Annotated in this window: 13 protein-coding genes; 5 read left to right on the forward strand and 8 right to left on the reverse strand. The window is 69.7% G+C overall.

Translation table 11 applies throughout. The features are described from left to right. Positions 1-56: 56 nt before the first annotated feature. On the forward strand, positions 57-632 hold the full coding sequence (locus tag A5624_RS13420; RefSeq protein ID WP_066866877.1) for a TetR/AcrR family transcriptional regulator: 576 nt from the start codon (positions 57-59) through the stop codon (positions 630-632). Here A5624_RS13420 and A5624_RS13425 read toward each other — a convergent pair. From A5624_RS13425 to A5624_RS13450, 6 genes are all read right to left on the reverse strand, one after another. Then, the gene (locus tag A5624_RS13425; RefSeq protein WP_066866879.1) at positions 626-3,004 is read right to left on the reverse strand and encodes a glycoside hydrolase family 65 protein; all 2,379 of its coding nucleotides are present in this window, start codon (positions 3,002-3,004) and stop codon (positions 626-628) included. The genes A5624_RS13420 and A5624_RS13425 overlap by 7 nt on opposite strands. Continuing rightward, complete coding sequence (locus A5624_RS13430; protein ID WP_066866881.1) at positions 3,001-3,750, reverse strand: beta-phosphoglucomutase family hydrolase; 750 nt, start codon at positions 3,748-3,750, stop codon at positions 3,001-3,003. The genes A5624_RS13425 and A5624_RS13430 overlap by 4 nt, the downstream gene beginning before the upstream one ends. Before the next feature lie 82 nt (positions 3,751-3,832). After that, positions 3,833-4,645, reverse strand: coding sequence for a class I SAM-dependent methyltransferase (locus tag A5624_RS13435; RefSeq protein ID WP_066866883.1), 813 nt, complete (start codon positions 4,643-4,645; stop codon positions 3,833-3,835). Then, positions 4,642-5,472 (reverse strand): methyltransferase domain-containing protein, encoded by an 831-nt coding sequence (locus A5624_RS13440; protein ID WP_066866885.1) that lies wholly within the window; start codon positions 5,470-5,472, stop codon positions 4,642-4,644. The genes A5624_RS13435 and A5624_RS13440 overlap by 4 nt, the downstream gene beginning before the upstream one ends. Then, complete coding sequence (locus tag A5624_RS13445) at positions 5,469-6,581, reverse strand: NmrA family NAD(P)-binding protein (protein ID WP_066866887.1); 1,113 nt, start codon at positions 6,579-6,581, stop codon at positions 5,469-5,471. Before A5624_RS13445 ends, A5624_RS13440 begins: the two co-directional genes overlap by 4 nt. Continuing rightward, entirely contained in the window at positions 6,578-8,107 is a 1,530-nt protein-coding gene (locus A5624_RS13450) for an MFS transporter (RefSeq protein ID WP_066866890.1), read from the reverse strand. Before A5624_RS13450 ends, A5624_RS13445 begins: the two co-directional genes overlap by 4 nt. A 77-nt stretch (positions 8,108-8,184) precedes the next feature. Between A5624_RS13450 and A5624_RS13455 the strand changes: the two genes are divergently transcribed. The 4 genes from A5624_RS13455 (at position 8,185) to A5624_RS13470 (ending at position 12,907) form a co-directional block, all read left to right on the forward strand. Then, a complete protein-coding gene (locus A5624_RS13455) occupies positions 8,185-8,829 on the forward strand; it encodes a helix-turn-helix domain-containing protein (protein ID WP_066866892.1) in 645 nt (214 codons plus the stop codon). A 78-nt stretch (positions 8,830-8,907) separates the two neighbouring features. After that, positions 8,908-10,476 (forward strand): glutamine-hydrolyzing GMP synthase, encoded by a 1,569-nt coding sequence (guaA, locus tag A5624_RS13460; protein WP_369827483.1) that lies wholly within the window; start codon positions 8,908-8,910, stop codon positions 10,474-10,476. Between the two features lie 170 nt (positions 10,477-10,646). Beyond that, positions 10,647-11,327, forward strand: a complete 681-nt coding sequence (locus A5624_RS13465; protein ID WP_066866894.1) for a hypothetical protein — start codon at positions 10,647-10,649, stop codon at positions 11,325-11,327. A 47-nt stretch (positions 11,328-11,374) separates the two neighbouring features. Then, complete coding sequence (locus tag A5624_RS13470) at positions 11,375-12,907, forward strand: DNA polymerase Y family protein (protein ID WP_066866896.1); 1,533 nt, start codon at positions 11,375-11,377, stop codon at positions 12,905-12,907. A 5-nt stretch (positions 12,908-12,912) separates the two neighbouring features. On the opposite strand, the gene A5624_RS13475 is transcribed toward A5624_RS13470, so the two are convergent. Beyond that, positions 12,913-14,076, reverse strand: a complete 1,164-nt coding sequence (locus A5624_RS13475; protein ID WP_066866898.1) for an alpha-hydroxy-acid oxidizing protein — start codon at positions 14,074-14,076, stop codon at positions 12,913-12,915. Positions 14,077-14,116: 40 nt separating this feature from the next. Further along, positions 14,117-14,193 (reverse strand): hypothetical protein (locus tag A5624_RS29065; RefSeq protein ID WP_231122602.1); only part of this gene is annotated, 77 nt, incomplete at its 5' end.

Below are 14,193 nucleotides of genomic sequence, written 5' to 3' on the forward strand. Positions count from 1 at the left end.
TGTTCCTTGAGTCAAAACGGGTGTAGTCAACTGACTACATTTGGTAGTGTAGTCAAATGACTACAACTTCCGCAACCGGCCGCGGGAAGGTGCCCACCGGGCGCGCGGAGGTGGCCGCGGCGATCCTGGAAGCCGCCACCGACCTGTTCGCCGAGCGCGGTCCGGCCGCGACGTCCATCCGCGACATCGCCGCGCGCTCCAACGTCAACCACGGACTGGTGTTCCGCCACTTCGGCACCAAGGAGCAATTGGTCGGCGCCGTGCTCGATCACCTGGGCGCCAACCTGAGCGCCCTGCTGGGCACCGATGCGCCCGCGGCCGTGCTGGAGAGTTCCCTTGATCGCCAGATGCGGGTGATGGCGCGCACCGTGCTGGACGGCTATCCGGCCGGCCAGCTACAGAAGCGCTTTCCCAACATCGCGACGCTGCTCGACGGGGTGCGGCCGCTCTACGATGACGACGTCAAGGCCCGGCTCGCGGTCGCCAATGCCCTTGCGCTGCAGTTCGGTTGGCGCCTGTTCGCCCCGATCCTGCGGTCCGCCACCGGGATTGAGGAGCTGACGGATGCCGAGATACGCGCAGCGGCCGGCGCGGAGGTGCAACGCATCCTCGCGCCCGCCGATGCTCAGTGAGCCTGCACCGATTCCGCGATCAGGGATCGCCGGTGCAGCGGTTCGCGGCCGGCGGGCTGCTGCGGCGGCGGCAGTAGCGGCTTGCGGGGATGCACCGCGACCGTCGTCGCGGATTCGGTGCTCAGCTCGAGGTCCTCGCCGGCGTGCCGGATGGTCAGCTCGCCGCCGGGCCCGTCGCGCAGCGTGTAGGTGACCTCGGCGTGGTTGACGTCGACCGTGACCCGGAAGTCGCGCCAGCGCAGCCGGAACCGTAGCCGCGAAATGCCATCGGGCAGTTGAGGATCCAGCGACAAAACGCCCTCGTCGTCGCGTAAGCCGCCGAAGCCGGACACCAGCGCCGTCCAGGCGCCGGCCAATGAGGCCATGTGCAGACCGTCGCGGGTGTTGTGGTGCAGATCGCGCAGGTCGATCAGGGCGGCCTCGTAAGCGTAGTCGTGCGCGAGCTCGAGGTGCCCCACCTCGGCGCACATCACCGCCTGCGTGCACGCCGACAGTGACGAGTCGCGGACCATGCGCGGCTCGTAATAGTCGACGTTGCGCGCCTTCTGCTCGGGCGTGAACGCGTGGCTCTGCCAGTGCATCGCCAGGACCAAGTCGGCCTGCTTGATCACCTGCGCGGGGTACAGGCGCACGTACGGGTCGTGCAGCAGCAACGGGTAGGCGTGGTTCTCCTTGAAGTCCCACTCCGCGAGGGTGGTGAATCCTTCACACTGCTGATGGACTCCCAGCCCCTCGTCGTACGGAATGTTGGCGGCGCCGGCCGCATCGCGCCACGCCGCCATCTCCTCGTTGGTGACCCCCAGCGCCTTGGCCACATCGGGGTGGCGGTTGCAGGCGTCGGCGGCGACGCGCAGATTGTGCGCGGCCATCAGGTTGGTGAAGACGTTGTCGCGCACGATCGCCGTGTACTCGTCGGGGCCGGTGACGCCGTCGAGGTGCCAGACGCCGTGCCGGTCGTGGTGGCCGAGCGAGAGCCACAGCCGGGCGGTCTCGACCAGCACCTCCAGCCCGCAATCGGCCTCCAGGTCGTCGTCGCCGGTGACGATGCGGTAGCGCTCGAAGGCCATCGCGATGTCGGCGTTGATGTGCCAGGCCGCCGTGCCGGCCGGCCAGTAGGCCGAACACTCCTGCCCGCGGATGGTCCGCCAGGGGAACGCGGCGCCCTCCAAGCCCAGTTCGGCCGCCCGCTCCTTGGCCAGATCCAGGGTCGAGGCGCGCCAGCGCAGCGCGTCGGCCACGGTGTGTGGCGCGGTGTAGCTGAGCACCGGCAGCACGTACCCCTCGGTGTCCCAGAAGGCGTGGCCGTCATAGCCGGTTCCGGTGAGCCCCTTGGCGGCGATCGCGCGGCGTTCGGCGCGGGCGCTGGCCTGCAGCAGGTGGAACAGCCCAAATCGCACGGCCTGCTGGGATTCGGGGTCGCCCTCGACCTCGACGTCGGCGCAGTCCCAGAAGTTGTCCAGATACTCGCGCTGCGCATCCAACAGTCCCTGCCAGCTGGTGTAGCGGGCGCTGTGCAGCGCGGCGGCGACCTGGTCGCGCAGCGCCGGGCGCGAGCGCATGCTCGACCATCCGTACGCCAGGTACTTGACGACGCGCAGCCGCTGTCCCTTGCGCAGCCCGCAGATCACGGTGGTGCGGGCCAGGTCGGCGCGCGCGTCGGTGGTGACCTCGACGCGCCCTTCAACGTCGACCTCGTGATCCATGCCGGCGGCCATCATCAGCGCGCTGCTGCGCGTGCGGTGCATGAGAACCGCTCCAGTGTCGGTGTATTCGTGCGCGACCGCTTCGAGCGGGGTCTCCAGGATGGCCGACACCCGGGGGTCGCCGGAGGTCTCCGGCTGGTCCTCGTTGGTGACCAGCTCCGACTGCACCGTCACCCGAACGAACTCACCGATCGCCTCGACGCAGTACTCGATGGCGGCGACGCCGCGCTGGGCCAGTGACACCAGCCGGGTGGAGACCACCTTGACCTCTTTGCCCGCCGGCGAGCGCCAGTGCGCGCTGCGGGTCAGCGTTCCGGCGCGAAGGTCCAGATCCCGTTCGTGACATAGGACTTCGCCGTAGCGGACGTCGAACGGCTCGTCCTCGACCAGCAGCCGGATGATCTTGCCGTTGGTGACGTCGACCAGCGTCTGGCCGGCTTCGGGGTAGCCGTAACCGGCCTCGGCGTAGGGCAGCGGCCGGATCTCGTAGAAGGAGTTCAGATAGGTGCCCGGCAGGCCGTAGGGCTCGCCCTCGTCGAGGTTGCCGCGCAGCCCGATGTGCCCGTTGGACAGGGTGAACAGCGATTCTGACTGGGCCAGCAGATTCAGGTCGAGCTGGGTCTCGCGCACGTGCCAGGGGTCAACGGGGAACGATTCGTCGGTGATCATGAGCCCAGCAGCTCGGCGAGGTCGGTGACCACCACGTCGGCGCCGTTGCGGCGCAGTTCCTCGGCCTGGCCCACTCGGTCGACGCCCACCACGAATCCGAAGTTACCGGCCCGGCCGGCCGCCACGCCGGACAACGCGTCTTCGAACACCGCCGCCGCTGCGGCGTCGACGTCGAGCAGCTGCGCCCCGCGCAGGTAAGAGTCGGGGGCCGGCTTGCCGGCGATGTGTTCCTCGCGCAGGGTGACGCCGTCCACCCGCTTTTGCACGAACCGGTCCAGGCCGGTGACCTCGAGGACGTCGCGGGTGTTGGCGCTCGACGACACCACCGCGATTGCCAGGCCCGCGGCCGACACCGCCTCTAGGTAGCGGCGGGATCCATCGAACACCTTGACGCCGTCCTCCTTGAGCACCTTCTGGAACATGTCGTTCTTGCGGTTGCCCAGGCCGTAGATCGTCTCGGCGTCGTCGGGGTCGTCGGGGCTGCCGTCGGGCAGCTGGATGTCGCGGCTTTCCAAAAAGGACCGGACGCCGTCCTCGCGCTTCTTGCCGTCCACGTATTCGCGGTAGTCCGCGCCCGCGTCGAAGGGGACGAATTCGTCGCCGGTGCGCTTGGCCCGGTCGGACAGGTAGGCGTCGAACATGGCCTTCCAGGCCTTGGTGTGCACACTGGCGGTGTCGGTGAGCACTCCGTCGAGGTCGAACAGACAGGCACGCACCTCCTCCGGCAGACCCAGCGCTGAACTCAACGGCGGACCTCGCTCTCTGGTCTCGGGCGTCTGGCTTAAGCGATACCCACTTCACCATGCCCGCCATGCGTGTCGCCAGGGATCAGCGGTCTTTTGCCACTGCCACGCCCTGGATCGCGCGCAGGCGCCCATCGGCCAGCGCCCGGGTGAGGTTTTCGGCCTTGCGGTCGAAGTCGGGGACGAAGGCGTGCAGGCCCAGCGGCTGGGGCGGCTGGGCCAGCAGCGCCTGCATGAGCGAGCTCGCGGTCTCGGTGAGGTCGTTCCAGTGCTGCACCGCCAATCCCGCGGAGGTGACCAGGGTGCGCAGCTCGCCGGGGGCCACCAGGTGGCTGTTGGCGGCGGTGTCGGTCCAGGGCAACGGGAAGTCGAGTGCGCGGCCGTCGCCGATGGTCAAGTCCCACAGCGCAAGCCGGCCACCGGGAGTGAGGACGCGGCGCGCCTCGGCGTAGAGCCGCGCCTTGTCGGCCACGTTCATCTGGACGTGCTGGCTGATCGCGACGTCGAAAGTGTCGTCGGCGAAGGGGAGTTCGGTGACGTCCGCCTGGCGAACCGCGATGAGGCGGTCGAGACCGACGAGCCGGTTGAGCCAGTCGTTCGTCTCGCAGTACTCCTCGGTGAGGTCAACGGCGGTGACCCGGCAGCCATAGCGGTCGGCGAGGTAGCGGGCCGTGCCACCGATCCCGCTACCGGCGTCGAGCACCGCGCTCGCGCTGGAGATCTGCGTAAGGTCCACCAGCTGCGCGGTGGCGATGCGGCCCATGGTGTGGAAGTCCTCCAGCAGGGCCAGGTCGGCGGGTCGAAGGCCGTCGAGGTCCTTCCCGGCGTCGATCAGCGCCCGTTTGATGTTTGCCCGCGACAGGCCGGTCGAGTACTGGGCCGCGATGGTGTCGTTCATTTCTGCACCTGAGCCCACGCGGTAATGATGGGAGGCATCGCGATGAGGGCGTTGACCGCCTGCGCCTCCTGACGGAATCGCGGCACGAACTCGTCGATGTCGGCGAGTTCGTCGATGGCGAAGCCTCCCTGTTCGGCAATGGGGGACACCAGCCGCCAGACTTCCGCGAGGTAGGCCAGGATGTCCGTGTCGGCGGCGGTGCCGATCGGCGTGCCGAGGGTCAGCCGCGGAGTGCTGAGGCCGGCGTCGGCGAAGATCGTGTGCAGCGTGGTGCCGAATCGCGGGCTGAGCCCCATGTCCTCGAAGGCGCGAACGATTCCGCCCGTCACGCGCCGGAACAGCGGCGTGTCCGGAACGCCGTGCGCACCGGTGATGTCGTTCTCCGAGAACGCGACAACGCCGCCGGGGCGTACGAAGGAGCTGAGGCGCCGCAACGTGGCGGCCGGGTCCGGCAGGTGCATCAGGATCAACCGGCCGATGACCGCGTCCACCGGTTCGTCCGGCACGATGGTGTCGACCGCGGCCTGGGTGAAACGCACTGTGCGCCAGCCCTGTTCGAGAGCGCGGGCGCGGGCGAGCTCGACCATCGCGGCCGCGGCGTCGACGCCGAGGACGGTCCCGGTCGGACCGACCAGCCGGGCGGCGACGAACGACACGTCGCCGGGTCCGGACCCGATGTCGAGCACGCGCATGCCCGGCCGCAGCCCGGCCAGTCGCAGCGCGTGCTCGGTGTGGTGGTCGTAGAGCCGGCCCTGCAGGAGGAGGCGCTGCACCTCCGCGTCGGCGTGGCCCAAGACGTAGGTGCTGCCTTGTGGTGCCGTACTCATCGTGTTCCGATCCTTTCTCCAGCGGCGTTCAGGGCAACGGGATCCCGGTGCGCGACGCCGTGCTCACTGCGCCATACCGGGGACTGGCCGGAAAGCCGTGGGTGGGCGGGCTGCGGGTGTTGTTGGGTCCGGTCGAACTTGTCCAGCCGGCGCATCGGTGTGATCGCGGTCAACATGAAGTTGCCCAGCTGTCGCATGAAATTGCCTGCGGTACGGCGGGATTCCGGTCCGGTGACATAGCGGCGCGCGATGGTGAGGAAGTCCTCGGGCTCGACGCCGGCGACATCGCGGACGTGTGTGGTCGGCGCGCCCACCTCCCAGGTTCCCTGGCCGTGCTCGGGAAGGTAGTGACGCAAGCTGGACTGGAAGAACCCACCGGCGCCGAGCCGTTTGGCGTTGACGCGCACGGCGCGCATGAACATCCACGGCGGAACGTCGATGTGACGCACCCGCCTGCCCAACGCTGCACCGACCGCATCGGCGATCTCGGCCCCCGAGAGCAGCGTCGGTCCGGTGGGCCGGTAGGCGCGGCCGTCGTGACGGTGGGGGTCGAGCAGCGCGCCGACGGCGACCCGCGCGATGTCTTCGTTGGAGGGCGGCGCGTTTCGGCCCACCCCGGTCGGTGTCGGCAACACCCCGAGCTGGGCGGCCAGGGGGACCAGCTGCAGGTAGTTGTCGGCGAAGTAACCCGGATCGACGGCCACATGCGCCGTATCGGGCAGCAACTCGAACAGCTTGTCGGTCAACCAGGCCTGCCTCGTCATCAGCGACGGATGCTCCGGGCTGGCCAGCCATTGGCCAAGCGCCACCACTGCTTCCACGCCTGAGCGTCGGGCGGCCACGGCGAAGGCAACGGCGCTGTCGAGGGCATGCGGATGATAGGGAGGGTTGAAATAGAGCCGGTCGATCCCGGCGATGGCACCCATAACCTGTTGGATGTCAAACATATCGGCGATGACGACCTCGGCGCCCATCTCCCGCAGCCGGGCGCTGCGCGCATCGTCACGATGCACCATGGCCCTGGTTCGGACGCCCCTTTCCAGCAGCTGTGCGGCGACCGCGCCGCCGATCTTTCCGGTGGCGCCGGTGACCAATACTCGACCGTTCATCGGAGTGTCCTTTCCTGTTGAGGCGCCGGCTGCCTGGCCGGGAGGAGCCAGCCGACGACGATCGCCGCGCCCAGCGCGATGCCCGCGCAGACCAGCGAGCTGACCTGCAGCCCGTCCAGGAACGCGCGATCCACTGCGGCGCGCACCTGCCCGGCTTGGTGCGCGGGCAGTCGCTGGATCACCGTGTGCGCCAGGGCCATTGAGTGGCGCATCGCGTCGGCGGGCAGCCCGGTCAGGGTGGCCGCGTCGAGGTGCCCGGAGTACACGGACGCGAAGATGCTGCCGGCGACGGCGACTCCGAGCGTGCCGCCGAGCTCGCGGGTGGTGTCGTTGACGGCCGAGCCGACGCCGGCCTTGTCGACGGACAGCGATCCCATGATCGATTCGGTGGCCGGCGAGAAGGTCAGGCCCAGGCCCCCGCCGAGCAGCAGCATCTGCGTGGCGATCTCGAGGTACGGCGTGGCGGCGTCGACGGTGGACGCCCAGGCCAGCCCGGCGGCGAACACGGCCAGGCCGGCGGCGACGACGGCGGTGGTGCCGACGCGTTCGACCAGCCGGGGCCCGACGATGCTGGCGAGCGCGATCGAGGCGGCGACCGGCAGCAGGCGCACACCGGCCTGAAACGCCGTGTAGTCCTTGATGAATTGGAAGTACTGGGTGATGACGAAGATGAAACCGAACAGGGTGAGAAACCCCGCGGTCACCGCCAGGCTGCCGCCGGAGAACCGGCGGTTGAGGAACACCGAGACGTCGAGCATCGGGTGGGTGCTGCGCCGTTCCCAGCGCGCGAACGCGACGAGAATGGCTGCGGCGACGGCGAATCCGGCCGCCGTCCGGCCGTCGGTCCACCCCCACGTGGGCGCCTCGATGACCGTGTAGACCAGCGTCGTGACCCCGATCGCGGACAGGATGAGGCCACCGATGTCGACCCGCGGCGCCGCCGGGTCGCGCGAGGTCGGGACGAACAGCGCGCCACCGACGATGGCCAGCGCGGCAATCGGAATGTTCACCATGAAAATCGAGCCCCACCAGAAGTGTTCGAGCAGCCAGCCGCCGCTGATCGGGCCGACGGCCACCCCGACACCGACCATGGCCGCCCACAGTCCAATCGCCTTGGCGCGCGGCACCGGGTCGGTGAAGATGTTGGTGATCAGTCCCAGCGTGGTCGGGAAGATCACCGCGGCGCCCACCCCCATGGCTGCCCGCGCGGCGATCAACGCCTCGGCCGAATTGGTCTGTGCGGCAACCGCGGATGTGACGGCGAACAGCGCCAGCCCGGAATTCAGCCAGCCCCGCCTGCCGTAGCGGTCGGACAGGCTGCCCGCCGAGAGCAACAGCCCGGACATCACCAGCGTGTAGGCGTCGACGATCCATTGCAGCTGTGCGGTGTCGGCGCCGAGTTCGCGCGCCAGCGTGGGCAGCGCGACGTTGACGATGGTGGCGTCGACGCTGATGACGAAGACACCCAGGCAGATGACGGCGAGCGCGGCGATGGGGTGGTTGCGAAACGCTGGGTCGGTGCGCATGAACAAGACAGTAAATCTGTCAGACAAACAAATCAAGTACAAACTTGAAAAAGATGTCTAACCCCAGGTAGGGTGGCATGGTGGCGTCCCGCAGGAACTACAACCAGAACTGCCCGATCGCCCGGGGGCTCGACGTCCTCGGTGAGCGGTGGACCCTGCTGATCCTGCGCGAGCTGGTCGGCGGCGCCCGCCGCTACGGTGACCTGCGGGCCGAACTGCCCGGCATCGCAACGAATCTGCTCGCCGAGCGGCTCAAGGAGCTCACACATGCCGGGCTGGTCGATCGCGCCGACCTGCCGGCGCCGATCGGTCGCACCGTCTACAGCCTCAGCGACCTGGGCTGGCAGCGTGTGCTGCCGGTGCTACAGAGCATCGCGTGGTTCGGGCTGGACCACCTGGACCCGATCGGCGACGGGCCGGTGTCGCCGCTCAACGGGTTCCTGGCCGGAATCCTGCTGGGCTTTCAGTCGGGCCGGGCCGCCGGTGTGGAGACCACCTGCCGGGTCGAGATCGACGGCCGCCGTTTCGAATTCGCGGTGACACAGGGACGCCTGGCCGGTGTCCGCGGTGAGCCCGCAGTGACGATCACGGCGACTGCGGCGGACCTGGTGGCCGCCCGGCTGGGCACCGACGAAGCCAAGCGCACCGCGGCGCGGCGGCGAATCGAGTTCCACGGCGACGCGGATGCCGTCGGCGCCGTCCGCACCGCGTTTGCGCTGTAGGCCTGTCGGGCGGCGGCGACGCCGGCAGCCACTAGACTCGCGTGCGTGGCCGACCCCACTGAAAGCCCTGAACTCGAGATCTCCGAGGTGTCCGGAGCGCCGGCCCGACCGGTGCTGGTCGTGGACTTCGGCGCGCAGTACGCGCAGTTGATCGCCCGTCGCGTCCGCGAGGCGCGGGTGTTCTCCGAGGTCATCCCGCACACCGCGACGGTCGAGGACATCAAGGCCCGCGACCCGCTGGCGCTGGTGCTCTCCGGCGGGCCGTCCAGTGTCTACGCCGACGGCGCGCCCCAGATCGACCCGGCGCTGTTCGATCTCGGGGTGCCGGTGTTCGGCATCTGTTATGGGTTTCAGGCGATGGCGCAGGCGCTGGGCGGGACCGTCGCCCACACCGGCACCAGCGAATACGGTCGCACCGAACTGAAAGTCCTCGGCGGCGAACTGCATTCGGGATTACCGAGTGTGCAGCCGGTGTGGATGAGCCACGGTGACGCGGTCACGGCCGCGCCGGACGGGTTCGAGGTGGTGGCCAGCAGCTCCGGCGCTTCGGTGGCCGGCTTCGAAAACCGGGCCCGACGCCTGGCCGGTGTGCAGTACCACCCGGAGGTCATGCACAGCCCGCACGGCCAGCAGGTGCTCAGCCGATTCCTGCACGACTTCGCCGGTCTGGGCGCGGACTGGACGGCCGCCAACATCGCCGAGGTGCTGATCGAGCAGGTGCGCGCCCAGATCGGCGACGGCCGGGCGATCTGCGGGCTGTCGGGCGGGGTGGATTCCGCGGTGGCCGCCGCGCTGGTGCAGCGCGCCATCGGTGACCGGTTGACCTGTGTCTTCGTCGACCACGGGCTGCTGCGCGCCGGCGAGCGGGCGCAGGTGCAGCGCGACTTCGTCGCCGCCACCGGGGCCAACCTGGTCACCGTCGACGCGGCCGACACCTTTCTCTCCGCACTGGCGGGCGTGACCAATCCCGAAGGCAAACGCAAGATCATCGGACGCCAGTTCATCCGGGCCTTCGAGGGTGCGGTGCGAGACATCGTGGGGGACGGGGATTCTCACGTCGATTTCCTGGTGCAGGGCACGCTGTATCCGGACGTGGTGGAATCGGGCGGTGGCAGCGGGACCGCGAACATCAAGAGCCACCACAACGTCGGCGGCCTGCCCGACGACCTGAAGTTCACGCTCGTCGAGCCGCTGCGGCTGCTGTTCAAGGACGAGGTCCGCGCGGTCGGCCGCGAGTTGGGCCTGCCGGAGGATATTGTTGCGCGCCAACCCTTTCCGGGACCGGGTTTGGGGATCCGGATCGTCGGCGAGGTCACCGCTGCCCGGCTGGACACGCTGCGGCGTGCGGACTCGATCGCCCGCGAGGAACTCACCGCTGCCGGCCTGGACACCCTGATCTGGCAGTGTCCGGTGGTGCTGCTCGGCGAGGTGCGCTCGGTCGGCGTGCAGGGCGATGGCCGCACCTACGGACACCCGATCGTGCTGCGCCCGGTGTCCAGTGAGGACGCCATGACCGCCGACTGGACCCGGGTGCCCTACGAGGTGCTCGAGCGCATCTCGACCCGGATCACCAACGAGGTGGCCGAGGTCAACCGCGTGGTGCTGGACATCACCAGCAAACCACCCGGCACCATCGAATGGGAGTAGGCCCCGGCCGCGAAAATGCGGCCACATGCCACCCATCAGCCACACCAGTATCGATCGCATAACGCTGCCCCTTGCGTCGCTTGACGGTTGTCGGAGGGCAGGTGTTTACTTCGAAATGTATCGAACATACATTCGAATACTTTTCCCGAACGTGGTGCTAGGAGGCTGTCATGACCGCGGCTTTTGCCTCCAGCCGCCGCCAGGAAACCCGTGCTGAGCAGCTGGAATCGTTGCGCCGGCGGATGGCGAGCATCGCCGGGAAGAAGGCCGGGGCCGCCACGGTGCCCGCCGACGATCTGCTGCCCGACTCGGAGTCCCAGCTCGCCCTCCCGCCCTGGCTGGCCGACCTGCTGCCCGCGCCGGTGCCGCGGGGAACGGTCGCGGTGCTCTCGGGTGCCCGGTCGCTGTTGCTGAGCGTGGTGGCCGCCGTCACGGCCGCCGGTGGCAACGCCGCAATCGTGGGCCAGCCGGACATCGGGTTGCTGGCCGCCGCGGAGATGGGGGCGGATCTGAGCCGGCTCGCGGTGATACCGGATCCCGGCACCGATCCGGTGGAGGTGGCCGCGGTGCTCGTCGACGGCATGGACCTGGTGGTCCTGGGGCTGGGCGGGCGCCGGGTGCCGCCGACCCGGGCGCGGGCGGTGGTGGCCCGCGCCCGTAACAAGGGCTGCACCCTGCTGGTCACCGGCGGCGATTGGCAGGGGGCCCCGACGCGCCTGGCCGCCCGGGTCTGTGGGTATGAGATCACCGCCGAGGGCCGTCCCGGATTCGGCCGGATCGGCGGGGTGCGGCTGCAGGTCAGCGGGACGTGCGCGGGACGACGGGTGACGACTCCAGCGCGAGCCGGGTAAATACCGTGGTAACCCCTTCTGGTTCAAGGGTTTTGGCGATCTGGTGCATGGATTGGCCGGCGGTCGCGGCGGCGACGGCCGCGGGTCTGTCCGCGACCGCCCCGATCGCGGTCACGCTGGCCAACCGGGTGATCGCCTGCTCGTCGGCCGCCCGTGCCGCGGGGGTGCGCCGGGGGCTGCGGCGCCGGGAGGCGGCGGCGCGGTGCCCGCAACTACACGTCACCGCCGCCGACGCGGACCGCGACGCCCGCTTCTTCGAAGCGGTGATTGCGGCGGTGGACGACCTGGTGCCCCGCGCCGAGGTGCTGCGGCCCGGCCTCCTGGCGTTGCCGGTGCGCGGAGCGGCCCGCTATTTCGGGTCCGAGGCCACCGCCGCCGAACGCCTGATCGATGCGGTGGCCGCCGCCGGCGCCGAGTGTCAGGCCGGGATCGCCGACCGGTTGTCCACCGCGGTCTTCGCGGCCCGGGCGGGCCGGATCGTCGAGCCGGGAGGCGACGCGAAATTTTTGTCGGTGCTGTCCATCCGCCAACTCGCCACCGAACCGAGCCTGTCCGGTGCCGGCCGCGAAGAACTGACGGACCTGTTGTGGCGGATGGGGATTCGCACCATCGGGCAGTTCGCCGCGCTGTCGCGCAGCGACGTGGCCTCCAGGTTCGGCGCCGACGGGGTGACCGCGCACCGGTTGGCCTGCGGCGAGCCCGAACGGCCGCCCTCCAGGCGGGAGCCGCCCGCCGACCTCGAGGTCGTGCTGGACTGCGATCCGCCGATCGACCGGGTCGACGCCGCGGCGTTCGCCGGGCGGTCGCTGGCCGGCAAGCTGCATCAGGCGCTGATGGACGCCGGGGTGGGATGCACCCGGCTGGCCATCCACGCCGTCACCGCCAACGGCGAAGAACTGCACCGGGTGTGGCGATGCGCCGAGCCGTTGACCGAGGATGCCACCGCCGATCGGGTGCGCTGGCAGCTTGACGGGTGGTTGAGCAGCCGCACCGCGCGAAGTCCCCGTCCCACCGCCGCGGTGACGCTGTTGCGGCTGGCCGCGGTGGAGGTGGTCTCGGCCGAGGCGTTGCAGTTGCCGCTCTGGGGCGGCCTGGGCGAGGAGGACAGGCTGCGGGCCCGCCGGGCGCTGGTGCGGGTGCAGGGCCTGCTCGGTCCGGAGGCGGTGCGAGTGCCGGTGCTGTCCGGCGGGCGCGGCCCGGCCGAGCGCATCACGCTGATCCCGCTCGGCGACGAGCCGGTGCCGCGGGCCGATCCCGATCTGCCGTGGCCCGGCCGGCTGCCCGAGCCGTCGCCGGCGGTGCTGCTGGACGACCCGGTGGAACTGCTTGACGCCCAAGGGAATCCGGTACGGGTGACCATCCGGGGGTTGTTCTCCGCCGACCCGGCGCGCATCGTCGCCCATGGCCGGGACGAGCGGCTGTGCTGGTGGTCCGGGCCCTGGCCGGTCGACGAGCGGTGGTGGGATCCCGACCTGGCCAAGGGCCGCACCGCCCGCGCCCAGGTGTTGCTGGAGAGCGAGCGTGCGCTGCTGCTGTGCTATCGCCAGCGGCGCTGGTATGTGGAGGGGAGTTACGAATAGCGTTGTTATTGAGCGTATTCGACGCGCCGCAACGCGTCGGGGGTGAGGTCCTTGAGCGAGGGATACCCGTCGACGGCCATGATCAGGTCCGCTTCGGCCAGCAGCGAGCGCAGGACGTGCACGATGCCGTCGACACCACCGACCGCCAGCCCGTAGGCGTACGGGCGACCGATCCCCACGGCGGTCGCCCCCAGGGCGAGCGCCTTGATGATGTCGGCGCCACCGCGCACCCCGGAGTCGAACAGCACCGGCATCCCGTCGGCGGCCTCGACCACCTCCGGCAGGCAATCCAGGCAGGGCAGCCCGCCGTTGGCTTGCCGCCCGCCGTGATTGGAGCAGTAAATGCCGTCCACGCCAATGTCTTTGGCGCGGCGCACGTCGTCGGGATGGCAAATGCCCTTGACCATCAGCGGCAGGCTGGTCTCGGCCCGCAGCCACTCGAGGTCCGCCCACCGGAACGGGCCGCCGAAGATCGGCAGCTTGCGCACCGCCGCCTCGGTGGCGTCTTCACCCCGGCTCAGGTTGGCGCGAAAAACCGGGTCGCTGGTGTAGTTGGCCAGGCACCCGCTGGGCACCTGCGGGTAGTTCCCGCCGCTCAGGTCGCGGGGTCGCCAGCCGGTGACCCAGGTGTCCAGCGTGACGGCGATGCCCTTGAAGCCGGCCGCCTCGGCCCGGTGCACCAGGCTGGCGGCCATCTTGCGGTTGGGTGGCGTGTACAGCTGGAAGAACGCCGGGGTGTCACCGAGTTCGGCGGCGAGGCTTTCCATCGGGTCGGCCGACAGGGTCCCCAAGAAAAACGGCACGCCGGTGCGAACCGAGGCCCGCGCACAGAGCATGTCCCCATGCCCGTCGGGGTCGCACACCCCGATGACGCCGATGGGTGCCATGAAGATGGGCGAGGGGAACCTGATGCCGAACAACTCGACGGACATGTCGCGCTGCTCCGGGGCGATCCCCATGCGCGGATACAGGCCCCACCGCTTGAAGGCCGCGCAGTTCGCCCGCTGGGTGTGCTCATCACCGGCGCCGCCGGCCACATAGCCCAGCACCTTCGGCGTCATCGCCGCCGCGGCCTTCTCCTCCAGCTCCTCGAACCGGATCGGATACTGCGGCTGATTGCCGTGCAGCGACTGGTCGTACAGCTCGTTTTGATACTCGGCGAAGGCCATGGTCGGGGCTTTACCCCCCGCTTCGCCCACCAAACGAGGCTCAGTACCGCCCGAAGGCGATGGCCACGTTGTGTCCGCCGAAGCCGAACGAGTTGTTGATGGCGTACTCGTAGTTGC

It is taken from the genome of Mycobacterium sp. 1482292.6 (assembly GCF_001672995.1).
Lineage (GTDB): Bacteria > Actinomycetota > Actinomycetes > Mycobacteriales > Mycobacteriaceae > Mycobacterium > Mycobacterium europaeum_A.

What these genes read in the sequence shown, in the direction of transcription:
- A5624_RS13420 (WP_066866877.1), top strand. Translation starts at nt 57, where the DNA reads ATGACTACAACTTCCGCAACCGGCCGCGGGAAGGTGCCCACCGGGCGC.
- A5624_RS13425 (WP_066866879.1), bottom strand. Translation starts at nt 3,004, where the DNA reads ATGATCACCGACGAATCGTTCCCCGTTGACCCCTGGCACGTGCGCGAG.
- A5624_RS13435 (WP_066866883.1), bottom strand. Translation starts at nt 4,645, where the DNA reads ATGAACGACACCATCGCGGCCCAGTACTCGACCGGCCTGTCGCGGGCA.
- A5624_RS13440 (WP_066866885.1), bottom strand. Translation starts at nt 5,472, where the DNA reads ATGAGTACGGCACCACAAGGCAGCACCTACGTCTTGGGCCACGCCGAC.
- A5624_RS13445 (WP_066866887.1), bottom strand. Translation starts at nt 6,581, where the DNA reads ATGAACGGTCGAGTATTGGTCACCGGCGCCACCGGAAAGATCGGCGGC.
- A5624_RS13450 (WP_066866890.1), bottom strand. Translation starts at nt 8,107, where the DNA reads ATGCGCACCGACCCAGCGTTTCGCAACCACCCCATCGCCGCGCTCGCC.
- A5624_RS13455 (WP_066866892.1), top strand. Translation starts at nt 8,185, where the DNA reads ATGGTGGCGTCCCGCAGGAACTACAACCAGAACTGCCCGATCGCCCGG.
- A5624_RS13465 (WP_066866894.1), top strand. Translation starts at nt 10,647, where the DNA reads ATGACCGCGGCTTTTGCCTCCAGCCGCCGCCAGGAAACCCGTGCTGAG.
- A5624_RS13470 (WP_066866896.1), top strand. Translation starts at nt 11,375, where the DNA reads ATGGATTGGCCGGCGGTCGCGGCGGCGACGGCCGCGGGTCTGTCCGCG.
- A5624_RS13475 (WP_066866898.1), bottom strand. Translation starts at nt 14,076, where the DNA reads ATGGCCTTCGCCGAGTATCAAAACGAGCTGTACGACCAGTCGCTGCAC.